Origin of the sequence: Undibacterium sp. Ji50W (genome assembly GCF_049340445.1) — a bacterium.
Classification (GTDB): Bacteria; Pseudomonadota; Gammaproteobacteria; order Burkholderiales; family Burkholderiaceae_D; genus Undibacterium.
The window spans coordinates 121538-146452 of the sequence record NZ_JBMPOX010000002.1; the positions used below are offsets into that span (position 1 = coordinate 121538).

Consider the following 24915-nt stretch of genomic DNA (forward strand, 5'->3'; position numbering starts at 1 on the left):
ATCGATATCAACACTGCGCGTCAGCAATACAGGTCTGCTGCGCTGATTTATTGCATTAAAACATATCAACAGCAAAAAAGCTTACCACAGAGGCTAGATAACAAAGCCAAAAGCACAGGGAAAAACTGGTGTTTTCTCTGTGCTTGTTTTCCCTATTTGTAGATTGGGTCGGGCCTCGCTAGGCCAGCCCAACCTACGATTTTGAGGTAAGCTTAAAGCTTTCCTCTGCACCCCTCGGTGTCTCTGAGTCTCTGTGTTGAGAGGTCTTTACTTCGATTACTTAGACTTTTTGGACAACTCTGGCATATCCGCCAATTTGTGTTCCAGGTAATGAATATTCGTGCCACCTTCAATGAAGCGGGCATCGATCATCAACTCGCGGTGCAGCGGGATGTTGGTCTGTATGCCTTCGACCACCATTTCCGACAAGGCGATCTGCATGCGACGGATAGCCTGTTCGCGCGTTTCACCATAAGCGATGACCTTGCCTATCATGGAATCATAATTCGGCGGCACGAAATAGCCTGCGTAAGCATGCGAATCCACACGGATGCCAGGACCACCCGGTGTATGCCAGGACGTGATGCGACCTGGTGAAGGGGTGAACTTGAACGCGTCTTCGGCATTGATGCGGCACTCAATGGCGTGGCCCTTGAGGATGATATCGGTTTGCTTGAAGCGCAGCTTTTCATTGAAAGCGATACGTATCTGTTCTTGCACGATGTCGACGCCGGTGATCATTTCCGTTACTGGATGTTCAACCTGTACGCGGGTATTCATTTCAATGAAATAGAATTCACCGTTTTCGTACAAAAATTCAAACGTACCTGCACCACGATAATTGATCTTGCGGCAGGCAGCGGCGCAACGGTCGCCGATTTTTTCTATGATTTTGCGCGGAATGCCAGGCGCAGGTGCTTCTTCGATCACCTTTTGATGGCGGCGTTGCATGGAGCAATCGCGCTCACCCAGCCAGATGGCACTGCCGTGCTGGTCGGCCAGAATCTGGATTTCCACATGGCGCGGATTTTCCAGAAATTTTTCCATATACACTTCCGGATTGCCAAAGGCTGCGCCAGCTTCCGACTTGGTCATGGTGACCGCGTTCAGTAAGGCAGCTTCGGTATGCACCACGCGCATGCCGCGACCACCACCACCACCGGCAGCCTTGATGATGACCGGGTAACCGACCTTGCGGGCGATTTGCACGATGGCTTTTGGGTCATCCGGCAATGCACCTTCAGAGCCAGGTACGCATGGCACACCTGCCTTGATCATGGCATGTTTGGCCGAGACCTTGTCACCCATCAGGCGGATGGATTCGGCACGTGGGCCAATGAAGACAAAGCCGGATTGTTCTACGCGTTCGGCAAAATCGGCGTTTTCAGACAAAAAGCCGTAACCTGGGTGAATCGCCTGGGCATCAGTAACTTCAGCGGCGCTGATGATGGCCGGCATGCTCAGGTAACTCAGATTGGAGGGAGCCGGGCCTATGCAAACAGATTCGTCGGCCAGCTTCACATATTTTGCTTCGCGGTCGGCTTCAGAATGCACGACCACGGTTTTGATACCCATCTCGCGGCAGGCGCGCTGAATACGGAGCGCGATTTCACCACGATTGGCGATAAGAATTTTTTCAAACATGATTTAACTTTGCTGTGGCAATGGTTGCAATTGCATTAGCGGAAAATCCGGTTTCCGTGCTCGCTGGCTGATTGCCGCATGCACCGACATTTCCCTAATGCGCGCCTGGATTAGCCAATCACGAACAGCGGCTGACCGTACTCAACAGGCTGACCATTTTCAACCAGGATCTGTTTGACCGTGCCTGAGAAATCGCTTTCGATTTCATTCAGCAGTTTCATCGCTTCGATAATGCAGAGAGTGTCGCCAACATTGACGCTCTTGCCGATATCGGCAAATGGGGCTGCGCCAGGAGAGGCAGAACGGTAGAACGTACCAACCATAGGGGATTTGACGATATGGCCATCCGGCACCACGGGTGCTGCTGTGACCGGTGCTGCGGCGACAGGTGCGGCTGCCGGCATCATTTGATGCTGGGGTTGCTGCATCATGACGACTTGATTTTGTGGCATCGCAGATGATTTGACGATGCGGACTTTTCCTTCACCTTCAGTCACTTCCAGTTCTGCGATATCTGATTCTGCTACGAGGTCGATCAGGGTCTTGAGTTTTCTTAAATCCATGTGGAATCCCCTTGAAAAAGTGGTTCTGAATTAATTGAGACGCGCAATTCCGAGCAGGAAAACAGCTCTGATGATGCCGCCGAAGCTTGGATTATATACGAAATAAGCCGTCATTATCGGCAAATTGCGCGAAGATGCGAGAATTTAAATATTTTTGAGGGAAAAGTCAATCGCCAGGCGATAGCCATCGGTACCGAGGCCGCAAATGACCCCTTTGGCAATTGCCGACAGAAAGGAATGATGTCTGAAGGCTTCTCTCTGATGCACATTGGAGATGTGCACTTCGATAAATGGTATGGCAACAGCAGCCAGCGCATCCCTTAAGGCAACGCTGGTATGTGTCAGGCCGCCCGGGTTGATGATAATAGCATCGACTTGCTCTTTTTGGGCAGCATGAATGCGATCAATTAATGCGCCTTCATGATTACTCTGGAAAAAAGCCAGTTCAGCACCTGCGGCACGGGCTTGCGCCTGGGCTGCAGTCTCTATTTCTGCCAGGGTCGTGGCACCGTAAGTGGCAGGCTCACGACTGCCCAGCAGGTTCAGATTGGGGCCATTCAGCAGCAGGAGTTTGCTTGCCATAGTCACATTCAATTTGACGAAGATGGGCGCATTTTGCCGCTAATGGCGTTAGATTGGCAAGGAAAACCGTCGCAACTTTTATTTTTCAGAAGAAAATTTGGCGATGTCGGCACGCAATTCCTCCATTTTCAGGCGGCCAAGGTAGTTTTTGACAACTTTACCGTCCGGTGCAAGCAGAATAGTAAACGGCAGGCCACCAGCCTGATTTCCCAACTGACGCGACAATTCGCTGCCTTCCATACCGGCGGCAAACAGCGGGTAACTGATTTTGTATTTTTTTGCAAATTCGGCAATATTGCTGGGACTATCTATACCCAGGCCTAGTATCTGTACTTTTTTCCCTTTCAGTTCTTGCTGCAAGGTGGATAGTTCCGGCATTTCCTGTACGCAGGGCGCGCACCAGGTCGCCCAGAAATTGACCAACAAATAACGCCCTTGCCATTGCGTCATGGCCTGGGGTTTGCCATCGCTGTCCTTGAATTGCTGCGCCATTAACTGCGCCACTGCTTTGTTCTCGGGCGATGTGGGCGCGGTCTGGACGTTACCGGCATAGATGCCCAGACCGGTCGATAACAGGCCGAGCACGATGGCCAGACTAATAAACTTCTTGTTCATACGGGGATTCTTTCACAGAGCTGCATCCAGACGGTGATGGTAGCGCAGCTTGTTGATTCGTGCTGAGAGATCATTGCGGCCACTCATGCTTCTTGCGTATCATCTTCCGCCATCAACGCTCGCAAGCCATGGAGATTCACTCTTTCCGTGCTTTTGCCATGGCCGCTACGGATGTCGTCCTGATCGTGCAAGACCAGGTGAACGCCTTCGTTCTTGTGCATGAAACTCAGGGTTTCTATGCGGTCATTACGATTATTGAAACTTTCAGATACCTCGAACTGCACGTCCTTATTCAGCAAATGAATGGCGACATCCTTGGTATTGTCGGCAAACAGGTGCAGGTAAATGTCAGAATGGTTACCCGCCGTGCCGTTGAGTACTGCACCCACCAGATAGGGATGGAAGCGTTCGAGTTCTTCCATGAGTTCGACGGCAAGTTGGCGCAAATGCAATAACCGTTGAGGCTGGGTATCGCCAAAGAACAATTCATTGTATTCGCGCACTTCCTGTTCGACCTGGGCGTTGTCGGGCAGGACATCGCCCTTGATTTTCTGGTTGCCCAGCAGTTGCTTGGCAGCCTTGCGCTTGGCTGAGGCATAGTCGGCACCATCTTCGGCGATCATGCGCGCTGCCAGGGCAGCAATCTCAGCCCGCAGGCTTTCGGCTTCGTTTGGTGTATGGATCATCATGTGGTCATCATAACTGAATACGTAAGCCCCCTCAATACAGAGAAGAGCAAGGCTGCTTGTGGGTGGGGCCTTCGTTCGGCATGTCGCCCCCCTCTATGACTTCGCGGGGATGCATGGGAGGGCAGCCTAAAGGCAAACTAAAATCAAGTCTGTTAAAAATTATTCTTTTAATATTTTTCTCTGTGACACTCTGTGCCCCCTCTGTGACTCTGTGTTGAGTGGTTTTCAGCTTCTGTTACGAGTGGTGACAAGAACATGCCTTCTCTCAGGTAGAATTGCGGGATTCTGGAATTTGGTTCAATTATGCATATTCATATTTTAGGTATCTGCGGCACTTTCATGGGTGGCCTGGCGGTGTTGGCGAAAGAGGCCGGTCATACGGTGACGGGCTGCGATGCCAATGTCTATCCGCCTATGAGTACCCAGCTTGAATCGCAGGGCATCACCCTGACGCAGGGCTATGGCGCCGAGCAAATTGCATTGGAGCCGGATTTATATGTCATAGGCAACGTGGTATCGCGTGGCAACCCTTTGATGGAAGAAATCCTCAATCGGGGCTTGCCCTATGTATCTGGCCCGCAATGGATGGGTGACCATATATTGCATGATAAGTGGGTACTTGCTGTCGCTGGCACTCACGGCAAGACAACCACCTCGGCCATGCTGGCCTGGATACTTGAATATGCCGGTTATGCACCAGGCTTCCTGATCGGTGGCGTACCGCTGAATTTTGGTATCTCTGCCCGCTTATGGGGTAACCATGCTTCAGATTTCTTCGTGATCGAAGCGGACGAATACGATACGGCGTTTTTCGACAAGCGCAGCAAATTCGTGCATTACCATGCCAAGACAGCGGTATTGAATAACCTTGAATATGATCATGCTGACATTTTTCCCGATGTGGCAGCGATAGAAAACCAGTTCCACCACCTGGTGCGTACCGTACCCGGTGTCGGTCGCCTTATCGTCAACGGCGATAATGGCTCGCTGGAACGGGTGTTGAAGCGCGGTTGCTGGAGTGAAAAAGAATTCTTTGGTGCCGGCAATCAGGCCTGGCGTCTGGTCATGCAGGCTGATGAAGACTTTGATGTTGTCTTCAATGACGAAGTGCAAGGCACAGTTCACTGGAACCTGAATGGCGAACATAATCGCCAGAACGCGCTGGCTGCCATCGCCGCTGCACGCCATGTCGGCGTCACGCCGGATATTGCTATTGAAGCGCTGGGCCAGTTCATCAGCGTCAAGCGCCGTATGGAAGTGCGTGGCATTGCCGACGGCGTCACCGTCATCGACGACTTTGCCCATCATCCCACGGCGGTTGCCACTACCGTTGCCGGCTTGCGGCATAAGGTTGGGGCTGCACGTATCCTGGCCGTGCTGGAACCGCGTTCCAACACCATGAAGCTGGGCACCATGAAGCAGGCTTTGCCCGGCAGCCTGGAACAGGCCGATCTGGTATTTGGTTTTGGTGCAGCAGAAGGCAAGGATGCCCTGGGCTGGGATCTGGCAGAAGCGCTGGCCCCGCTGGGCGATAAAGTCAATTGCCACAGCAAGATTGCTGACCTGGTAGACGCCATCGTCGGGCAAGCCCGGCCAGGTGACCACGTACTGATCATGAGCAATGGCGGTTTTGGTGGTGTTCATCAAAAATTGCTGGATGCGCTGCAAAATCGGGCACAGCAGAATGGCAGCGAGGCCAGGGCGGCATGATCCTGTATCTGCACGGTTTTCGCTCATCGCCTGATTCATACAAGGCGCGCGTCATGCGTGAACACATGCAGGCATTGGGCCGGGCCGGGGAGATTGTCTGCCCTGAACTGTCACCTTCGCCCTTGCTGGCGATACAACAGGCAGAAGCGATACTGGCAGGTCAGGATGCCAGACAGGTAAGCGTCATTGGTTCTTCACTCGGTGGCTATTATGCGACCTGGCTGGCCGAAAAATATGGCTGCAAGGCAGTATTGTTAAACCCGGCCGTCAAGCCACCACGCGACCTGGAAAGCTATGTCGGTGTGACGACGTATTATCACAGCGACCGCATCTTTGAATTCAAGGCTGACTACGTGGCAGAGTTGCGTTCCCTCGCTGTTCAACAGATCAGCCAGCCCGAACGCTATTTCCTGATTGCTGCAACCGGTGATGAAGTGCTGGACTGGCGTGAAATGGTCGCCCATTACCCGGCTGCAAAACAATATGTAATAGAAGGCAGCGATCACGGCATTGCCGAATTTGCTGATTATCTCGATATGGTCATGGCGTTTTGTGACAAGGCGCACTGATTTGGAAGCACAGCTTTTGCAAACGAAGAAAAAGATGCAACGCCCACGGGCGGCCAGATGGGTGGAGCATGTCAATGCCGTACAAACCAGCGCCAGGATGGAAGACTGGCTGAGCAATCGCGATTCTTTGACGGCCAGACTGATGGCAAGATGCGCGCAGTTTCGTGTACAGCGTTTGTCGCAGCACAAGGCGATTTGCCTGCAGGATGAATATGCTGCCATAGGCTTGCCAAGAAGCTTGAAGGTGCATGAGCGGGAAGTGTTTTTACGCTGTGATGGTGAAGCCATGGTGTATGGACACACTGTAGTGCCGCAGACAGCGACAGCCAATGAATGGCCATTGTTTCATGCCCTGGGTGAAAAGTCTTTGGGTAGTACCCTGTTCAATGATCCGCTGGTGGTCAGGGGCGAATTGAGTTACGCCAGACTACGCCAAAGCCACCCGCTGATACGCCGCATCGTGGCAAGGCAGCCAGAACTGGCAGACGTACCTGGCATGCTGGCGCGCCGTTCCCTGTTCTGGCGCAAGAGTGGGTGTTTGCTGGTGACGGAAGTGTTTTTGCCTGGGGTTGAGGGTTTGCGGCTTGTTGAAAAGCGTTAAGGACTTAAAACCTTAAGACCTCTCAACACAGAGGCACAGAGAAATGCAAAAAAGACGTAGAGAGAAACACGGCCCTATCGTACTAATGAAGTCGCTCTCTCAAAGTCGTCATTCCTGCGAAGGCAGGAATCCACCGGGTGGCGATCCACCGGGTGGCGATCCACCGGGCTGGCGGGCCAGCGGCGTTCGTGACAAACTGGTTTGGCCAAAACGCGAGCCGCAATATATAAAGCTCCTTCCCCTTCAAGGGGAAGGTTGGGATGGGGATGGGGGTTCTGCAGCAAACGAAATAAGTAGTTAATCAACCGAACCCCATTCCCACCCTAGCCTTTTCCTTCAAGGGGAGGGTAATTGATAAGTATTTGAATGATTTCCGCTTTGCTGATAAAGCAAAGTAAGAATAGAAACAACAAACGTCTCAACCAGGAGGGACTGACAATAGCAGGGTAGAAAAAAGTACAAAGATTTTCTCTTGCTTTTCTCTGTGTCTCCGCGCCTCTGTGTTGAGCTTTTTGGTCTTAATTAAAGAAGTATTGAATGAATTTATTTTTTGAAGAATCCGGCGATTTCAAGGCAGGCAGCATCATGACGCAGTCTGGTGAGGCTTATCAGGTCGAGATGGCCAGTGGCAAGCGCACCAAGGTCAAGGCCAAGGACGTGCTGTTGCAATTCGCTTCCCCTGATCCTGTCGGCCTGATTGAGCAGGCCAAGGCCGCTGCAGGCGAGATAGACCTGGAATTTTTATGGGAAGTCGCCGGTCAGGACGAATTTGGTTTTGCCGAACTTGGCGCTGAATATTTTGGTCATGCACCGCAACCGGTGGAAGCAGCAGGGCTGATTTTGGCTTTGCATAATGCCCCCATTTATTTCTACAAAAAAGGCCGGGGCCGCTACAAGGCCGCGCCGGAAGCAGCATTAAAAGCCGCGCTGGCTGGTATAGAAAAGAAAAAACAGCAAGCCCTGATACAGGCTGGCTATGTAGAAGAACTGAAACAAAACCACCTGCCCGACGTCATGAAGCCGCTGGCCTTGCAGCTTTTGTTCAAGCCGGATAAAAACAGTATCGAATACAAAGCCCTGGCAGAAGCCTGCGACCTCATGCAAATGTCACCGCAACGTCTGATGCTGGCAACCGGCGGCATCGCCAGCCCCAAGCATCTGCACCTGGCCAGGTTTCATTACGAGCACTTCCCCAAGGGCGTGGCTTTCCCGGCCATCACGGTTCCGGCCTTGCCAACGGATTTGCCGGTTGCCGATGTACAGGCTTTTTCTATCGATGACGTCACCACTACCGAGATCGATGATGCTTTTTCTGTCGTTGACATTGGCAATGGGCAATTGCGCGTCGGCATACATATCGCCGCCCCTGCCTTGGGCATACAGCGTGGTGATGCACTCGACCAGATTGCGCGTGGCCGCATGTCCACCGTCTACATGCCTGGCGACAAGATCACCATGCTGCCGGATGAACTGGTAGAAACTTACACCCTCGGTGCCGGCCAGACCCGCCCCGCCTTGTCCCTGTATGCAACCCTGAATACCGAAGACTGGTCCGTCATCAGTACTGAAACCAAGCTGGAAGCTATTCCCATGGCCAGCAATTTGCGCCACAATGACCTCGATGCGCTGGTGACAGAAGATAACCTGGCGAACGATGCCGGCGAGTATCCGCACAAGGCAGATATTGCCCAATTGTGGAAATGGGCGCAGGTGCTGGAGCAGGGCCGCATGCTCAAGCGCGAAAGCTTTGGCATGAAGCCGGAACAGAATAACCGCGTCGATTTCAATTTTTATGTCGAAGATGACGTGGTCTCCATCGTCCGTCGCAAGCGTGGTGCGCCGCTGGACAAGATCGTGGCTGAACTGATGATCTTTGCCAACAGCACCTGGGGCAAGCTCATGGCTGACCATGGCATTCCTGGCATTTACCGGGCCCAGGGTGTGGCCGGTGGCCGTGGCCCTGGTGGCTGGGCGGCACGTATGCAGGTGCGCATGCTGACCCATGCAGCGCCACATCAGGGCTTGGGCGTGGATCAATATGCCTGGAGTACCTCACCGCTGCGTCGCTATACTGATCTGGTGAATCAATGGCAAATCATCGCCTGTGTACAGCATGGCGTGACTGCACCGCTGGTTGCGCCGTTCAAACCCAAGGATGCCGACCTGTTTGCCATCGTCTCCGGCTTTGATGCGGCCTATGCGGCTTATGCCGATTTCCAGAACAATATGGAGCGTTACTGGTGCCTGCGCTGGCTGGGGCAGGAAGAGGCACGCCAGGTGGAAGCTGTGGTATTGAAGGATGAAGTCTTGCGTCTGGTCGATATTCCCCTCATCATTCGTTTGCCGGGTATGCCGCAAACCGCACGCGGTGCCCAGGTCAGGCTGGATATTTTGCGCTGGGATGAAGTCGATCTCACTGTTGAAGCCCGCCTGCTGGAATTATTGTCCACCGTCACCGAACTGGGTGAAGATGAAGAACTGGATGAAGATACTACCGAAGTAATGGAAGAAATGCCCACCACGGAACAAGATGGTGCAGCCGCTGATATAGAGGACGCCAGTGCAGTAATAGATAAAAGCGATGAACCTGCTGCCGAGCAGCCACAAGCAGATTAATGAATAGCCAGACCGATCAATCACCGATGTCGTCAACAAAACTTAAAGACAAGCAGCCTGAGAAAACAACTTTCGACAAGTTGATACTGACCGTTGCCGTCATCATTTCACTGGTGATCCATGCGACCTTGCTGCTATTGCATTTCGTCGCCCCAAGGCCAGAAGAAAGCCGGCCAGCAGACCCGGGGCTGGAAGTCATACTGGTTAACGCCAAACACAACAAGGCACCGTTGAAGGCCGAGGCATTGGCCCAGGTTGATCTGGATGGCGGCGGTGCCCATGACAGTGGCCGCAGCAAATCTCCTTTGCCGGATATGCGCAAGACAGAAGATGGCGACAGTGCCCAAACCACCAAGCGCCGTATTGCCGAGCTGGAGCAGCAACAACAGCAATTGATAGACCAGGCCAAGCGCAAGGAATTATTCCGCCTGCCACAGCAAGAAAAAAAACCGCTGGATGATAGCCGCAAGCCCGCCACCGGGTCAGATCAGGTAGATACCTCGCAGGCATTGGCACGCATGGCGGCAGAAATTTCTCAAACCATAGAAGACCAGAACAAGCGCCCGCGTAAAACCTTTATTACCCCGAGTACGCAAAAAGCCGGGTATGCGATTTATTACAAGGCGATGCAAAAACGTATCGAAGATACCGGCACGCTGAACTTTCCGCAAAAAGATGGCAAGAAGCTGTATGGCGAATTGATCGTCTATATCCCGATTTTCCAGGATGGCACCATCTATGAAAAAGAGGGTGGCCCGCGCATAGAAAAATCTTCTGGTGACAAAGCCCTTGACACTGCCGCCCTGCGCATTGTCAGACGGTCAGCCCCATTCGGACGTTTTCCGCAAAACATGCGTTCTACTGACAAGGATGACTTGTGGGTAGTGATTACCCGCTTCAAGTTTACCCGTGAACTGCAACTTGAAACCGAACTGCGCGGAGATAAAAGTTGAAGACCACGGACACCAGATCAGATGCCTACGTCGTCATCGGCAACCCGATCGCACACAGCAAATCACCCGCCATTCATGCCCGCTTTGCCGAACTGACTGCACAGCATATTGATTACCAACGCCTGTTGGCACCACTGGATGGTTTTACAGTCAGCGTGCATGATTTCATCAAGGCAGGTGGCAGGGGGGCGAACGTGACATTGCCGTTCAAGCTCGAAGCCTTTGCCCTGGCGGACGAACTAAGCCCGCGCGCCCAGGCGGCCGGTGCTGTCAATACCCTGAAGTTTGAGCAAGGCCGCATTTATGGTGATAACACCGACGGTATAGGCCTGGTGGCCGATATCGTGCGGAATGCCGGTGTCAGCCTGCGTGGCAAACGTGTTCTTTTGCTGGGGGCCGGTGGTGCCGCGCGTGGTGCCCTGTTGCCCCTGTTGCAGGAACAACCGGCAGTCTTATTGATTGCCAATCGTACGCTGGCCAAGGCGCAGGATTTGCTGGTACAGGCACACAAGCTGGCCGGTAATTGCACACTGCAAGCCTGTCGTTTTGAAGACATTCATCAGACTGCGGATGTCATCATCAATGCTACCTCGGCCAGCCTGAATGATGATGTGCCGCCGCTGTCGCCAGCTTTGTTCACAGACACTACTCTGGCTTATGACATGATGTATGCCGCTGCACCCACCAGCTTTTTGCGCTTTGCCGCCAGCCATGGCGCACAATGCCGTGATGGCCTGGGCATGCTGGTAGAGCAGGCGGCAGAAGCTTTCGCACTGTGGCGTGGTGTACGCCCGCCAAGTGACGTGGTGCTGGCAGAAATGCGTGCCGCCATGCAGGTGAATAGCTGATGAAACTCCTCGGTCGCCTCTTGTTCTGGCTGCTGTTGATGCCCCTGCTGCTATTCACGCTGGTGCAGGCTTATTTCCTGGTACAGATATGGTGGTGGATCGATCATAACCCCAGTTCCACCAGCTTCATGCGCCATCAGCTTGATGTCTTGCAGGAAAAGAAGCCGGACTTCAAGCTCCAGCATAAATGGGTGCCCTATAACCGCATTTCCAATAACCTGAAACATGCCGTGATTGCATCCGAAGATGACAGTTTTGTTGATCATGAAGGTGTGGATTGGGAAGCCATGCAAAAGGCTTACGAAAAAAATCAAAAGAAGGGTAAGGTTGTTTCAGGCGGCTCCACCATTACCCAGCAACTGGCTAAAAACCTGTTTCTGTCGGCTGAACGCAGCTATTTCCGCAAAGGTGAAGAACTGATCATTACCTATATGCTGGAAAAGTGCATGGACAAGCAACGCATCTTGGAAATTTACCTGAATGTCGTAGAATGGGGGGTAGGCGTGTTTGGTGCCGAAGCCGCAGCGCAACATTACTTCCATACCAGTGCGGCCAATCTGGGACCATCCCAGGCGGCCCGACTGGCAGTCATGTTGCCCAAGCCACGGTATTTTGATAAAAACCAGGGATCCGGGTATTTACAAAGGCGCAGTGAAGTGATTTTGCAACGGATGAATAGTGCGGAGTTGCCATGAGTCTACGTCATCAAAGGGGCATCAGCCTGATAGCAGTAGCCATCGGCTCCATGCTGGTGGCGCTGTTGTCCATGGGTTTGCTGTACTACATGCGCAATGGTCATCTGCCCATGCCAGAGATGTGGGCACGCTGGGGTAAATCGGCCAATGTCATCACGAATGAATTGAAAAATGCCACTGACGTGCAATTACCTGGCAACAGCAGCAATAGCAACAGCGCCCCCGGCCTGCGCCAGGCTGCGACTGTAGAGGAAGGTGTACGCCGTTGCACTATCAATGGCAAGACCGTCTATTCAGACACACTGTGCACCGATACCAATCCCACTACCCGTCAGGTCAAACTGCATGATGCCAGAGGGATGGAAGCCGCTAAAAGCACGGCATCGCAGGCTTCTGCGTCCGAACCTGGTGAAGAAGAGCTCAAGAAAAAGATCATGGAACAGGCACTGGGTAATGGTAAAAAATAAGCTCTGTATTCTATTTTTCAGATAGTCTCAGACAGTTTTATTGCCAGCCAATGTGTCAGCAGTTCTTGCTGATCATCCACCGCATTACCATTACTTTCAAACCCCAGTTTTTGCACTACCCTGGTCGATGCCAGATTATTTGGGCTGACTGTCGCCAGAATGCTGGTTGCGCCACCCGCAAAAGCCAGTTGCAACAGGCTACGCACGGCAGCGCTGGCTGCTCCCTGCCTTCTGCATTCCGGCGAGATACCATAGCCAATTTCTACGCGGCCGTTCTGCGGTGGTGATTTGAATCCGCAACTGCCTACGATCAGGCGGTCTTCAATCGATACGATATAAAAAGTGCTGCACCAGTAAGCCGGCGCACCGACATCAATTTGTGACAAGGCACGGGCCGCCACAAAAGCAGGTGGCAGTGCATCCGTGGCGAGATGGTAGTTCAGCGTAGCGGGTATGACGGATCGTTCCAGATCACGCAGGTGTTCCAGGGATACGCTGACAAGTTGATAGCTCATGGTGTGTGGTTTATGTTCATCGATGGAGTAAGCTCGGGCCTGCTACAGCGCGGGTCCTTTCAGCTCAACCACATTCCCTTCCGGATCGCTGATATAGATGGAAGGGCCTTCGCCTTCTGCACCATATCTTTGCTGAACTTCGCCGGTTTCAATACCGTGGGTGTGCAGATAGGCCTGTATGCTGGCGGCATCGAAGGGCTCAACCCGTAGACACAGGTGATCAAGATTGCGTGCTTCCTTGCCTGGTGCAGCACCACCCATGCGCCCCAATTTCCCATCGACAGGTACCAGGTCTATCATCGACCGGCCGACGCGCAATTGCACTAGGCCAATTTCATCCTGCCTGCGCTCAACCGGGCATCCAAGTACCTCGCAATAAAAATGCAACATGGCATTCAAATCCACTACCCGCAATACCAGATGATCAATTTCACGTATCCTTATCATGAGATGGCCCAGATGCTGTTTTTTGTTGGATGATATTAACTTGCTTCAGCAAATGCTGCAGATCAGGGCGAAATGTATATTTTCACTTCCCGGTTTCAGTGCTGATAAAATAAGCGCAATCATTTCTTTTTGTGATGTATATCTAAAATCAGGAGAGACAACCATGAGCGTCGCCTATTACATCGTACTTGATAACGATGAGCCGGGTTTTGATTCCTTCGTCAATGGCAAGGCGATTGCCCATGCCATTGAAGAACTGGATACATTGTGCGAACAAGCTGACTTGCCCAGACTGGAATCCTTCATGGGGCAATCTGCTGAGGATATGGCAGACATGCTGGGCGAAGAAATAGACTTACCTGAAGATGATGCGGCTCCACTTGTCTGGCACACGGCAGACGCCGGCATCGCTTATATTGAGGCCGTGATCTATGCAATAGACAATATGCAGCATGGCTTGCAGGCGTCCGACGAGGTGCTGGAAGACCTTGAAGAATATCGACGTGTACTGGAACAGGCGAAAGAAGTTGACGCAAAGTGGTATTTGGCGCTGGATATGTGAGACCTTGGCTGGCCATGAATCAATGCCGGGCATAACGGAAGGTAGTGGACTGGGTTTGCGTTGTTCATTTATATGCCAATGATAATGAGTAAATGCCAATGTCATTGCCATTCAGAGAAAAAATAAAACCCACTCCCGTTCCGCCCATCTACGCAAAACGGGTTTACAATCCAGCCAAACCTGAACCTTGCTTTTCCGGAATTTGCCTATGATTAATGTCTTTGTTTTGCACAATGGCCGGCTAAGCCAGATCAATGTGGAAAACCGCGCTGATCTTGAAAATACGCTGCCTATCTGGGTTGACCTGACCGACCCCAACGAAGAAGAGCGTGAGTGGGTCAAGAGTATCTATGGCGTTACCCTGCCAGGCGAGGACGAGGTCAAGGATATTGAAGCCTCTGCCCGTTACTATGAAGCCGACAATGGCGACCTGCATCTGCGCACCGATTTTCTGATCGATGATGATGACGAACCTGCGCGCACGGTAACGGTGGCGTTTATCCTGGCGCGCGATATTTTGTTTTCTGTGCATACCATTGATCTGCCGGTGTTTCGCCTGGTGCGCATGCGTGCGCGTTCACGCCCCGGCTCGATTGCTGATTACAAAGATGTGTTGCTGGATCTGTATGCCACCGATGCCGAATATTCGGCAGATGCGCTGGAAGGCATTTATCAAAATCTGGAAGATGTCAGCCGTAGCGTGCTGCAAAAAAACTTCAGCGATCAGGATGCCGCTGCGGCCCTGAATGCGATTGCGCAAGAAGAAGATTTGAATGGCCGCATACGTCGCAACATGATGGATACCCGTCGCGCGGTCAGCTTTTTGATGCGCGGTCGCTTGTTGAATGCAGATCAGTTTGAAGAAGCGCGGCAGATTTTGCGCGATATCGAATCACTGGATGGTCATACTTCATTTTTGTTCGACAAGATCAACTTCCTGATGGATGCGACTGTCGGTTTCATTAACATTAATCAGAACAAGATCATCAAGATATTCTCGGTGGCAAGCGTAGCGTTCTTGCCGCCTACACTGATTGCCAGTATCTATGGCATGAACTTCAGGGGCTGGTTTCCTGAACTGGACTGGCAACTTGGTTATCCGTTTGCGCTGGCATTGATGCTGGCGTCAGCAATTACTCCTTTCTGGTATTTCCGTCGTCGGGGATGGTTAAAATAAAATGGCAGCGATAGCACTCAATCATTACAATCTGCGCGGCGACCGCGCGACTTTGGATAAGCTCAAAGATTTTTATCTGGCGTATGTTGGCCTGGAGGTTGGCCCGCGTCCGCTGAACAGTTTTGGTTATTGGCTGTATGCGGGCGGGCGTGATGTCTTGCATTTGTCAGAGCCCCGGCCTGGTGAGGTACGCCAGACCGAAATAAAAACCGGCTTTGACCATGTCGCCTTTACCTGTACAGACCTGCCTGCCATGCTGGCTAAATTACAGCAGGATGGTATTGTCTACCGCCATGCTGTGGTCGCTGCCAAGGCCGGGTTCGCCACCCAGCAGCAGGTATTCTTCAGTGATCCTGAAGGCAATGGTATAGAGCTTAATTTTGTCGAGGCAGCGGCATAAGTGGCGTATGCGGCATACGCCGCATACGCATTGTCAATTGTCTTGCAGTATCCCGCTCAACACGATATGCCTTTCTACGGGGCGCAGCCGTAATATGTTTTGGTACAGGGCAATCATGGCATCACACTGCAAGGCCGGCTGGTTTGCATAAGCTGGCGGGTTACCCACTATTTTCAACTGCTCCGGGGATAATTTTGTAGTGACTTGCAACAGGCTGGTCTGGAATTCCCTGGATTGCTTTTTAATGACTTTGCTGCGTGGCGCTGATTTTAAGGCGCTTTCCAGGAACTGCTTTTCCTTTTCCACTATGGCTGGTGGCAATGTGTGCCGTATATCCAGTTCAGATTTCAGCAATTGGCCGCAAGCCTGGGGGCTGACCTGTCTGGCTGCCTGCATTTGGTCTGTCATCAATTGCGCAAACAGGTCCAGGTGTTCGTCGTCCACGGTTTTTAGCAACTCTGCAAAAGCGGTGGTCATGTATTTGCGCACGGCATTTTGCATGGAAGAATCATTCGCGCCCTGTAGTTTCATTTTCCACAGGATATCGCTGACAGCATCAATTTTCCCCGGATAGTGGGCTTCATAACCTTGCCAGATCGTATTGCTTTTTAAAGTCAGTGCAATTTCAGCTTTTGAGCTCATCCCGGAAAAAGGACTGGTACTTGCTTCACCACCCAGAGAAATGCGGGTGATGACACGGGCGGCAATCATTTCTTCCCGGCTGGGGTACCACATATTGCTGGCCGGTGTCTGACCAATTTTTCTGACAAAACTTTCAGGCAGATTGATGCTGCGATACTTGTCCAGCATCTGATTGGTGGCCGCAATCAAGGCTGCTCCTTCCAGACCAGGAAAGCTCGGTTGATGGAAGCCAATTTTTGCATTCACGGTAGCGGCACGGTCCCTGCCAGCCAGAAATACGTAGGTGCAGGCGCTGACACAGACAGCTTCTACATAGGTATCCAGTTTTCTCTCTCTGACCATAGCGGCGATATGATCTGCTTCCAGCAACCTGCCACCTTGCGAATTCACCACGATGAATTTAATTTGTCCGGCTTTGCTCAGTTCTGCTGCAAATTTATCTGCGCTGCCTTCACCAAAGCTACCGCGCAAGTACAGTGAATCACCTGTGGGTGAAGCGCTGATGTCGATTTTCGGCATGCTGTCTTTGCCCATGGCGATCAGCGCATATTCATGCATTTGCGGCCAGACTACGTCCCTGACTTTTTGACCAAGATAAATCACGCTGATGACGATCGATGCCTGTACCAGCAAGGCTACGCCGGTTGAGCCACCCCTGCGATTGTGTCTGGAGGCGGAACGCCAGACGCCGACCATGGCCCAGCTCCAGGCCAGCCCAGTCAGTACGTAGCTTGCCAGCCCAATCGCAGAAATCGTGCGCAGCGAGCTGGCGCTCAGTTCGTTCAAACCCGTCAGGATGGTAACGACGATGCCGATCAGCAGGTTACCAATCACTACCCCGTTTAACCAATACGCCACGCCCAACGACAATTCGCCGCGCCAATGCCTGAGAAAATAATTTCCCGACTGCTGCTGATCTGCATCATCGGCAAATTCTGTCGAAAGATTTTTGTTGATACGCGCTGCCAGTGTCATTTCTGCGGCAGCCTGTACACCATGCTCTGCCGACGGCGCATCCTGGATGGCAGCCACTTCCAGTTCCAGCAAACGCCTGTTCAAGGCAATGATATTGAGTACGAAGGGTGCGGAAAATATCAACAAGCCCACTAGCGTCTTGGCAAACAATCTTCCTTCAACGAACAGGAAGATGCTGGTCAGACTCAGCAAGATGATGCCGGCGATAGAGAATTTTTTTGCCCGGCTGATTTTGCTTGGGGTGGTGTGTTGACCCAGTGCCTGCCAGGGCAGGAAATAAGCGGCAGTCCATAGGCAAAAAGCCAGCAGCGCACCAATAAAGCCTGGGGTGTTATGTACGAGCTTGAACATGGACGTCGAACCGACACCAACAAGAATAATCAAGATCAACAGGTTGACAACGCGCATTGCCGTAATCATGAAGAGACTGAGCCTTAAGAAATTAAGAATGTATGCATAAAGCACGGCAGCATCGCATAAGATCAGTCCGCCAGCAAGCATGGCAGACGACGCACTTTATTCATTATTGACGCAGCTTGATTTGTGACTTAATCTGCAAGTGTTTTTGTCATTTGCTGTTGTAGCGTGAAATGTTTGTACCAATGCGCGTATGAATGGTTTTACTGGTAGAGATTTTCTTGTTGGCAATATTTGTTGCAAAAAAATGGCAAATGCATGGGGTGTTTGCCGTACCGGATTCACAACTTGTTCCTGAGTGACACGCCATGCAAACAGCACAGCCATTGAATGTATCTAAATCACCGATCTACTTCTTTCTGTTGTTCCTGGTTGTACTGATAGGATTTTATCCCTCCTATTTCGCCAGATTGACCCAGCTCGATCCCAAGCATCACTTTCATGCCATTCTGGCGACGGGCTGGATGTTGATGTTGGTAGTGCAAAGCTGGCTTGCCAGCCGGCGGAAGATTTATATTCACCGCACCATAGGCAAGTTATCCCTGGTCATCGTACCTTTGTTCATCGTGTCTGGCATCATGATCATGCATACGATGCTAGCCAGCCATGGTGGGTTCACCAAGGCGTTTGGCAGTCGTCTCGCCTTTGTTGATATGACGACGTTGCTGGGCTTTGCACTGGCTTATGGCTTGGCCATTCATTTCCGCACTAATCGTGCCGTACATTCACGCTGGATGGCGTGTACAGCCCTGCTGGCTTTACCGCCAGCGGTAGCCCGTGTGTTCCTGAATTTTATTCCTGGCATCGATTCTTTTCCTGCGGCTTTTCATGCTGCGTATTTTTCTACCGAGATACTGACAGTGATATTGATTGCAAACGACATTAACCTGAAGAAAGCAAAAACACCGTATTGGATGGCGCTTGGTGTACTGCTGGTTCAGCATGTCAGTTTTTTGCTGTTACAACAGTTTCCTGCCTGGACTGCGTTCACGAATTGGCTGGGTAGCCTGTAGATTGATATCTGATCCTGGATCGGGGGGGGCGAATTGCTCACTGGGGTCTGTTCCGTGGCATTTAATCTGGACTTGATAAACTTGAATAAAAAAAGCCAGAGCATCAGCCCTGGCTTTTTCTCATACTACTTCGCAGACAACAAACAAGCTAAAAATCCAGCCCACTCGTCATCCACATTCAACACGGCCTATACAAAAGAAGCCTCTTCCACATCACAAGCTGCATGACGTGCATACACGGCACTGGCAAATGCCCTGCCTTGCGACAGCGAACGCAGGTCAGTCGTATGACCGAATAGCTTGGTCAAGGGCACATCTGCCACCACTTCAACACGGCCGGTGTTTTCTGTGATGCCCAAAACGCGGCCACTGCGTTTTTGTAAGTCACCGATGACGTCGCCAGTGTTGATGGCTGGGGCATCGACGGTCACTTTCATGACGGGTTCGAGCAAGACCGGGTTGGCCTTGCGCAAGCCTGTCAGCACGGCTTCTTTGGCGGCGATGATGAAGGCCATTTCGTTACTGTCAACTGCATGGAAATCACCATCAAGCAAAGTGACTTTGACGCCAGTCACTTTTTGCCCCAGCGGGCCCTGCTGCAGAGCCTGCTGCACACCTTTTTCAACAGCCGGGAAAAACGCCGTTGGTATCACGCCGCCTTTGACGACATTGGCAAAGGCAAATTCACCGTCTTTGGCATCCAGCAATTCCAGCCTTACAACGACGCGGGCATACATACCCTTGCCACCGTTTTGTTTGTCCAGCTTGCCTTCTGCTTCGACCATGGACAGGCCCATGGTTTCCTTGTACGCCACATGCGGCGCACCGACACGTATGTCCACCGCAGCTTCACGGCGGGCGCGTTCCAGCACCACATCCAGATGCAATTCACCCATGCCCCACAGCACGGTTTCACCGGTTTCTGCATCACTTTCCAGCCGCAAGGACGGATCTTCACGACGGAACTTATCCAGCACCGCCAACATCTTTGCCCGGTCTGTGCCATTACCCGGTTCTACCGCCAGCGCCACTACCGGCTCACCGGCATGGATGGTTTCCAGCGTCCATGGCTGCGCCTTGCTGGCCAGGGTTTGCCCGGTCAGCGCGTCTTTCAGGTTGGCGATGGCGATGATGCTGCCGGCACCAGACTGCGTTGTGCCAGTGCGTTCATCCGCATGCACGACATACAGACGCCCGATACGTACAGATGTATCCAGGCTGGCATTCCAGATGGTTTCACCTTCATGCAGGCTACCACCGTAAATGCGCACAAAGGCGAGCGAGCCATGTTCATCATGCGTTACCTTGAACACCAGTGCCGCCAAAGGATCGGCATCACCCGTGGCCACGGTCACACTGTCACCATTCAGCGTTGCAACAGGCGCAGCGCGGTCATCCGGTGCGGGCAGCCAGTCAATCACGGCATCCAGCAACGGTTCTATGCCTGCGTTTTTATACGCAGAGCCAGCTAGCATGGGCACGGCTTTCCTGGCAAGCGTCAGGGCACGCAAGCCTTGCAGAATGTCTGCATGGCTTAGTGTGTCATTGGCCAGATAGGCATCTGTCAGCGCATCATTGGCTTCTGCCGCCACCGAGGCTGCATAGGCGTACGCAGCCTGCGCCTGTGCTTGCAATTCTGCTGGCAAAGCCGATACCGTCATGTTGCCCTTGACATCCCATTGCAAGAAACGCTGTTGCAAGACATCAATGACGCCTGTGAATTCATCCGCTGCACCAATCGGTATTGCCAACGGCACGGGGCGAGCGCCAAGATGCGTACGCACCTGTTCAGTGACACGGGCAAAGTCTGCACCGACCTGATCCATCTTGTTGACGAAGATGATCATGGGTACACCATGTTTTTCGGCCTGATGCCAGACCGTTTCAGTCTGTGGCTGTACACCGGCGACGCCGGACAGAACCGTGATGGCACCGTCAAGCACGCGCAACGAGCGTTCAACTTCAATCGCAAAGTCGATATGGCCCGGAGTGTCAATCAGGGTGAATTCGTGGCCGTTCCAGACGCAGCGGGTCGCCGCTGCACCAATGGTGATGCCACGTTCTTTTTCCAGGTCCATATGATCCATGGCGGCATTGCCTTCATGGACTTCGCCAGTGCGATGGATTTCGCCGGTTTTAAACAGGATGCGTTCAGACAGCGTGGTCTTGCCAGCGTCTATGTGCGCGATGATGCCAAAGTTGCGCCAATGCTTACGCAAATGAGGATGGGCAGGATGCGCATTCGCCTTAAAGTTAGCCTTGTTGGTTGCGGCACGGGGTGTGGTGTTCGTCATGATGATCTTTCCATAGCGAGCGGTCGTGAATTGTCTGGGGTGACAGCGCCGCGGGGCCATGCGACCACCCTTGTTTCAGTGGTCCCGCGCGCGTTCTACATCGGCTAACTTCATGCTATATGGCTCCTCAAAAGAGAGTGTGTGGTAAAACTGTGATTCAAAGTGCTTACTAAAGTGGTGCTTTGTGATTGGATATCAAGGGCAAAAACAAAGTCCCGGAAAACAAAAAAGGCCCATGTGGGCCTTTGTTTTTTGACTCTTAACAGAGTTTCAACGGGCACACATCAGCGGCCCCGGGAAGTCATCCGACATGCCGGGAGGGCGTAGGTAAAAAAGAGTATGCTCAGTGTTTTCATGCTTGCAGGATAGTCCTGTTTTTGTGGCTTGTCAAATGGGGGGCAATAGAAGGCTTGCGTATTGCTTATTGAAGCAAGACTACAAATTCCGTATATTCATCTACTATCGTTTGCAAATTTATTAGATAAAATGCATAATCTGCTCATGAAATACAATTAATAGGACTTACGCAAAATTGTCCCAGCAAGGCGCCGCGCGACGAAGACAGTACGAATGTACGCGGTTTCTAGGAGAGGAGCTGCAACGCAGCTGGGGCGGTTTTGCGTAAGTCCTAATTAAGCAGAAAGTATTTAATGATCAACAATACCATAGACACCGCCATGGCAAAGCGCATGGTTGATGCGGCTGCCATACACGGAGCATCCATCATAGGCCAGCCCGGTGGTTGGGGCGTGATGCTGAAATTCGGGGCCACAGAAAAACCGTTGGGTGCACAGAGAACTGGCCAGCCACGTGTCTGGCGCTCACTTGATCGCTGCATGGATTATCTGAAAACCGAATTACATATCACTCGTGTCGATTTGCTGGATGCGAGCAAACATAGCGAAACACCAGACAAAATCAAAGTCCGCACAGACACGTCTGAACGCATGCGCCGCGCGCATGAAGCGGCTGCCTATGACAAGTGGTTTCGTGAACAGGTACAAGTTTCACTGGATGATCCTACTCCTGGTATCGCAAACGAAGAGGTCAAACAAAAATTTGCCGCCAAGCGCGCGGCATTGACCCAGCGCATTGCGGGTAACAAAGTTTGAAGTTAATCTGGAAACCGATTGCGTTGGCAGACCGCGAACGTATCATGGACTACATCGCTGTAGACAAACCGCAAGCTGCGATTGAACTTGATGAATCCTTTGAACACACGGCGGATCAGCTCTTGCTCAATCCGCGTATGTACAAGCCTGGTCGTGTAAAGAAAACTCGTGAAGCAGTGGTCCATCCCAATTACATCATGGTGTATGTGATTGAAGGTGGCACCATTAGCATACTCAGAGTTTTACATAGTGCACAGGCATGGCCTTGATGTAGGCTTGAAATAAAAGAAGAGAATAGACCAGGATGTTCGAAATATATCACTACATCAATACAAGCCCTGTTCGCATGGTCTCTCACAGAATTCCATACCAGCAGGGCCCTGTCATTCATGTTGACATCTGCGAGGGCGAACATGTTATCGCAGCAGCACGCGTCATGCCACCCTACCACCGCAGCATGTTGGAAATTGCAAGCAAGAAAACGGAATCCGAGATTGAGTGGGAAGTATTGACACTGTTTAGCTCGGGATCTCTGCCATTGACACCGGGGCGGGTTTTAGAGCTCAGGCGTACCATGGAAGCAAATGGATTTCACAAAATCACACCTATGTACCAGCACCCAGCAGATGTAGCAGTTTGATCTGCACCAGATTTTATTTGTAAGTGTGCCGTGCGCAGAGATGCATAAAAAATTTGGCGTGTGTAATACGAATCGGTGCGCGCGGCGCACCCTACCAGAGTGACCAACAGAATTACGACTCAGACTTCGCATTTCCTCACATAAACAGTGTCTTGTGACGCAAATAATAGCGATAGGCGATCTTGGAGTGATCAAGATTTCTGTTGTCATCCTGAATCAGCAAGTCGCGGACTTCGCAGTTTTTATCGTCGATTTTGTAAACCCAGAAATCCAGTATCACTTCGGGGTGGTCTTGTGACACGATGGAGACACATTTGCCACCGCCGACGAAGTTGGAATACTGGTAGGCCATGAATTTTCCTTTCAGGATATTTGCTGCATTTTTTTTATGCGGTTATTTCAGCGCGCGTTCACGTACCTGTTCAGGAATTTTCGCAGATGGATGACTTCTTTTCTTGTCAATTTTTAGTGAGTCGTAATTACCTACTAGTGTTTTATTGCGTCTTGCTGTGGCTCGCGCAGATCATTTTCCTGGTTTAAATATTTTTCCTGCGCTACCACTACCACGTCATCTACGCTGAGTTCACTGCCTGGTCCTATGTTTGAGTGTTCGATCAGTGCGCTTTGCAAGACCTGGCGTGATGCACTTTTCAGGCGGGCAAACATCAGGTGTTTTTTCTGGTTCTGAAGTGCTGCACAAAAATCAGTGATGGCTTCCGCGCTGGAACTGTCCAGATCGGGAGATTCTTCCAGACTGAGAATGACGACCTTTATATTGTCAGCGGCAGTGAGATATTTTTTTGCCTGTGCCATGGTGCGTTCGGCATTGGCAAAAAACAAGCCAGCTTCTGGACGCATGATGAGTATACCGGGGATGCTCAGGGCGTCCGGATAATCCGTCTTGCTGACAAAGTCATGGCCGCCGCGCAGACGACCAAGGACCGAGATATTGGATTCTGCCAGCTTGCGTAGCAACATCAGCAGGCTTACGCCGATGGCAACCAGCAAGCCATCCAGCACCCCCAACAAGAGTACGGCAACGACAGCACCGACGGCAACGAATCTGTCGCGACGCATGGTGAAATAAGGCGTAAATGCTGACAGGCGCAATGAATGACTGACTGCGTGAATAACGATGGCGGCCAGTATCGGGGATGGCGTCAGCGCGATAGTGGGCAGCATGGTCAGGATGACGAGCAGCAAGCCCGCGGCTGCGGCCCAGCCTGCCCATTTCGATTGCGCACCACAGGCTTCGTTGGCTGCGGTGGCAGAAAATCCGGCACCGACAGGCATGCCCTGAAAGATGCCTGACATCAGATTTGCCGTGCCCAAGGCAAACAGATCGCGATTGGGCAATATGGTGTCGCCATGTTTCATCGCAAAATTGCGTATTGAACTATAGGATTCAGCATACAAGATCAGCAGCAGAGCTATACTTAATTCGCCGATGCGCAGCCACTGTATATAGGTCATGGTTGGCAGAATGGGAACTTGCAAATCCAGATCAATCTGGCCAACGAAGCTGACGCCATACTGTTCCAGCCCCAGCCATTTTCCGGCGAGTATGCCCAGAAAGATCGCCATCAGGCCACCGGGCATATACGGTATTTTTGCCAATCCAAACAAGAGTAGCAGGGCCAGCAGACCTACTGCGAAGGAAGCCCAGTTCCAGGCATGGATTTGGCTAGCCAGTTCATAGGCAAACCGTATCATGTCGGTATGATGGGTGTGCACGCCAACCACATGCGCAAACTGTTTGAAAATGATGACAATGGCCAGGCCGAATGCAAAGCCGCGCAAGACGGGTTTGGCAATAAAGTCTGAAATGCCACCCAGACGTGCCGCGCTGGCAACAATGAAGAAGACACCTGTTAATAACACCATGCCAGTGGCAACCAGCAGGCGCAGACCGGTATCGCCATTCGACATGGCGGCAGTCGCCGATGCCAGTACCGCTGCCGATGACGAGGTCGCAGCAACGATAGCAAAGCGGCTGCTGCCGATCAGTCCGTAACAAACCAGGCCAGCAAACAGTGCCACTATCCCTGCCTGTGGCGGCAGGTTAGCGATACTGGAATAGGCAACTGCTTCAGGAAGCAAGAGGCCCGCCAGGGATAAACCTGCAACGATATCTGACCAGGTCCAAGGGGTTTTCATATTATTTTTCTA

General features: G+C 51.9%; 25 protein-coding genes. 14 read left to right on the plus strand and 11 right to left on the minus strand.

The genetic code is table 11. The annotated features are described in order from the left end of the window. Positions 1-276: 276 nt before the first annotated feature. From accC to ACO0K9_RS05835, 5 genes are all read right to left on the minus strand, one after another. A complete protein-coding gene (gene accC / locus ACO0K9_RS05815) occupies positions 277-1644 on the minus strand; it encodes an acetyl-CoA carboxylase biotin carboxylase subunit (protein ID WP_422982743.1) in 1368 nt (455 codons plus the stop codon). Between the two features lie 110 nt (positions 1645-1754). Beyond that, positions 1755-2207 (minus strand): acetyl-CoA carboxylase biotin carboxyl carrier protein, encoded by a 453-nt coding sequence (gene accB / locus ACO0K9_RS05820; protein ID WP_422982745.1) that lies wholly within the window; start codon positions 2205-2207, stop codon positions 1755-1757. Between the two features lie 144 nt (positions 2208-2351). Next, positions 2352-2789: a type II 3-dehydroquinate dehydratase gene (gene aroQ, locus ACO0K9_RS05825; RefSeq protein ID WP_186946907.1), complete on the minus strand. Its 438-nt coding sequence runs from the start codon at positions 2787-2789 to the stop codon at positions 2352-2354. Positions 2790-2867: 78 nt separating this feature from the next. Beyond that, positions 2868-3404, minus strand: coding sequence for a TlpA family protein disulfide reductase (locus tag ACO0K9_RS05830; RefSeq protein ID WP_422982747.1), 537 nt, complete (start codon positions 3402-3404; stop codon positions 2868-2870). Between the two features lie 83 nt (positions 3405-3487). Beyond that, positions 3488-4093, minus strand: coding sequence for a hypothetical protein (locus ACO0K9_RS05835; RefSeq protein WP_422982749.1), 606 nt, complete (start codon positions 4091-4093; stop codon positions 3488-3490). Between the two features lie 303 nt (positions 4094-4396). On the opposite strand from ACO0K9_RS05835, the gene mpl reads away from it, so the two are divergent. The 8 genes from mpl (at position 4397) to ACO0K9_RS05875 (ending at position 12552) form a co-directional block, all read left to right on the plus strand. Beyond that, complete coding sequence (gene mpl, locus ACO0K9_RS05840) at positions 4397-5803, plus strand: UDP-N-acetylmuramate:L-alanyl-gamma-D-glutamyl-meso-diaminopimelate ligase (protein ID WP_422982751.1); 1407 nt, start codon at positions 4397-4399, stop codon at positions 5801-5803. Further along, complete coding sequence (locus ACO0K9_RS05845; RefSeq protein ID WP_422982753.1) at positions 5800-6372, plus strand: YqiA/YcfP family alpha/beta fold hydrolase; 573 nt, start codon at positions 5800-5802, stop codon at positions 6370-6372. The genes mpl and ACO0K9_RS05845 overlap by 4 nt, the downstream gene beginning before the upstream one ends. A 34-nt stretch (positions 6373-6406) precedes the next feature. Further along, the gene (locus ACO0K9_RS05850) at positions 6407-6973 is read left to right on the plus strand and encodes a chorismate--pyruvate lyase family protein (RefSeq protein WP_422982755.1); all 567 of its coding nucleotides are present in this window, start codon (positions 6407-6409) and stop codon (positions 6971-6973) included. Between the two features lie 537 nt (positions 6974-7510). Then, positions 7511-9589: a ribonuclease catalytic domain-containing protein gene (locus tag ACO0K9_RS05855; protein WP_422982757.1), complete on the plus strand. Its 2079-nt coding sequence runs from the start codon at positions 7511-7513 to the stop codon at positions 9587-9589. A gap of 26 nt (positions 9590-9615) precedes the next feature. After that, positions 9616-10542 (plus strand): TonB C-terminal domain-containing protein, encoded by a 927-nt coding sequence (locus tag ACO0K9_RS05860; RefSeq protein WP_422983169.1) that lies wholly within the window; start codon positions 9616-9618, stop codon positions 10540-10542. Beyond that, positions 10539-11390 (plus strand): shikimate dehydrogenase, encoded by an 852-nt coding sequence (gene aroE / locus ACO0K9_RS05865; RefSeq protein WP_422982759.1) that lies wholly within the window; start codon positions 10539-10541, stop codon positions 11388-11390. Before ACO0K9_RS05860 ends, aroE begins: the two co-directional genes overlap by 4 nt. Then, positions 11390-12085: a monofunctional biosynthetic peptidoglycan transglycosylase gene (mtgA, locus tag ACO0K9_RS05870; RefSeq protein ID WP_422982761.1), complete on the plus strand. Its 696-nt coding sequence runs from the start codon at positions 11390-11392 to the stop codon at positions 12083-12085. The genes aroE and mtgA overlap by 1 nt, the downstream gene beginning before the upstream one ends. Next, positions 12082-12552, plus strand: coding sequence for a hypothetical protein (locus ACO0K9_RS05875; RefSeq protein ID WP_422982763.1), 471 nt, complete (start codon positions 12082-12084; stop codon positions 12550-12552). Before mtgA ends, ACO0K9_RS05875 begins: the two co-directional genes overlap by 4 nt. 17 nt (positions 12553-12569) lie before the next feature. On the opposite strand, the gene ACO0K9_RS05880 is transcribed toward ACO0K9_RS05875, so the two are convergent. Continuing rightward, complete coding sequence (locus tag ACO0K9_RS05880) at positions 12570-13067, minus strand: GNAT family N-acetyltransferase (protein WP_422982765.1); 498 nt, start codon at positions 13065-13067, stop codon at positions 12570-12572. Positions 13068-13109: 42 nt separating this feature from the next. Then, complete coding sequence (locus tag ACO0K9_RS05885; RefSeq protein ID WP_422982767.1) at positions 13110-13514, minus strand: VOC family protein; 405 nt, start codon at positions 13512-13514, stop codon at positions 13110-13112. A 163-nt stretch (positions 13515-13677) separates the two neighbouring features. Here ACO0K9_RS05885 and ACO0K9_RS05890 point away from each other — a divergent pair, with 163 nt between their 5' ends. The 3 genes from ACO0K9_RS05890 to ACO0K9_RS05900 all read left to right on the plus strand — a co-directional run bounded on the left by ACO0K9_RS05890 (position 13678) and on the right by ACO0K9_RS05900 (position 15653). Further along, positions 13678-14076, plus strand: coding sequence for a hypothetical protein (locus tag ACO0K9_RS05890; RefSeq protein WP_422982769.1), 399 nt, complete (start codon positions 13678-13680; stop codon positions 14074-14076). A gap of 208 nt (positions 14077-14284) precedes the next feature. Continuing rightward, positions 14285-15253, plus strand: a complete 969-nt coding sequence (gene corA, locus ACO0K9_RS05895; RefSeq protein ID WP_422982771.1) for a magnesium/cobalt transporter CorA — start codon at positions 14285-14287, stop codon at positions 15251-15253. 1 nt (position 15254) lies between these two features. Further along, entirely contained in the window at positions 15255-15653 is a 399-nt protein-coding gene (locus ACO0K9_RS05900; RefSeq protein ID WP_422982773.1) for a VOC family protein, read from the plus strand. A 33-nt stretch (positions 15654-15686) separates the two neighbouring features. Here the strand turns inward: ACO0K9_RS05900 and ACO0K9_RS05905 are convergent, their stop codons facing one another. Continuing rightward, on the minus strand, positions 15687-17678 hold the full coding sequence (locus tag ACO0K9_RS05905) for a hypothetical protein (protein ID WP_422982775.1): 1992 nt from the start codon (positions 17676-17678) through the stop codon (positions 15687-15689). A 317-nt stretch (positions 17679-17995) separates the two neighbouring features. Here ACO0K9_RS05905 and ACO0K9_RS05910 point away from each other — a divergent pair, with 317 nt between their 5' ends. After that, positions 17996-18700, plus strand: coding sequence for a hypothetical protein (locus ACO0K9_RS05910; RefSeq protein WP_422982777.1), 705 nt, complete (start codon positions 17996-17998; stop codon positions 18698-18700). A gap of 188 nt (positions 18701-18888) precedes the next feature. On the opposite strand, the gene fusA is transcribed toward ACO0K9_RS05910, so the two are convergent. Next, positions 18889-20994 (minus strand): elongation factor G, encoded by a 2106-nt coding sequence (fusA, locus tag ACO0K9_RS05915; RefSeq protein WP_422982779.1) that lies wholly within the window; start codon positions 20992-20994, stop codon positions 18889-18891. Positions 20995-21644: 650 nt separating this feature from the next. Here fusA and ACO0K9_RS05920 point away from each other — a divergent pair. Together ACO0K9_RS05920 and ACO0K9_RS05925 are read left to right on the plus strand one after the other, a co-directional pair. Further along, positions 21645-22106 (plus strand): hypothetical protein, encoded by a 462-nt coding sequence (locus ACO0K9_RS05920; protein WP_422982781.1) that lies wholly within the window; start codon positions 21645-21647, stop codon positions 22104-22106. Then, complete coding sequence (locus ACO0K9_RS05925) at positions 22103-22375, plus strand: type II toxin-antitoxin system RelE/ParE family toxin (RefSeq protein WP_422982783.1); 273 nt, start codon at positions 22103-22105, stop codon at positions 22373-22375. Before ACO0K9_RS05920 ends, ACO0K9_RS05925 begins: the two co-directional genes overlap by 4 nt. 507 nt (positions 22376-22882) lie before the next feature. Here the strand turns inward: ACO0K9_RS05925 and ACO0K9_RS05930 are convergent. Together ACO0K9_RS05930 and ACO0K9_RS05935 are read right to left on the minus strand one after the other, a co-directional pair. Beyond that, positions 22883-23098 carry a hypothetical protein gene (locus ACO0K9_RS05930; RefSeq protein WP_422982785.1) on the minus strand — a complete coding sequence of 72 codons (216 nt, stop codon included), beginning with the start codon at positions 23096-23098 and terminating at the stop codon, positions 22883-22885. A 134-nt stretch (positions 23099-23232) separates the two neighbouring features. Beyond that, entirely contained in the window at positions 23233-24903 is a 1671-nt protein-coding gene (locus ACO0K9_RS05935; protein WP_422982787.1) for a SulP family inorganic anion transporter, read from the minus strand. Positions 24904-24915 lie beyond the last annotated feature (12 nt).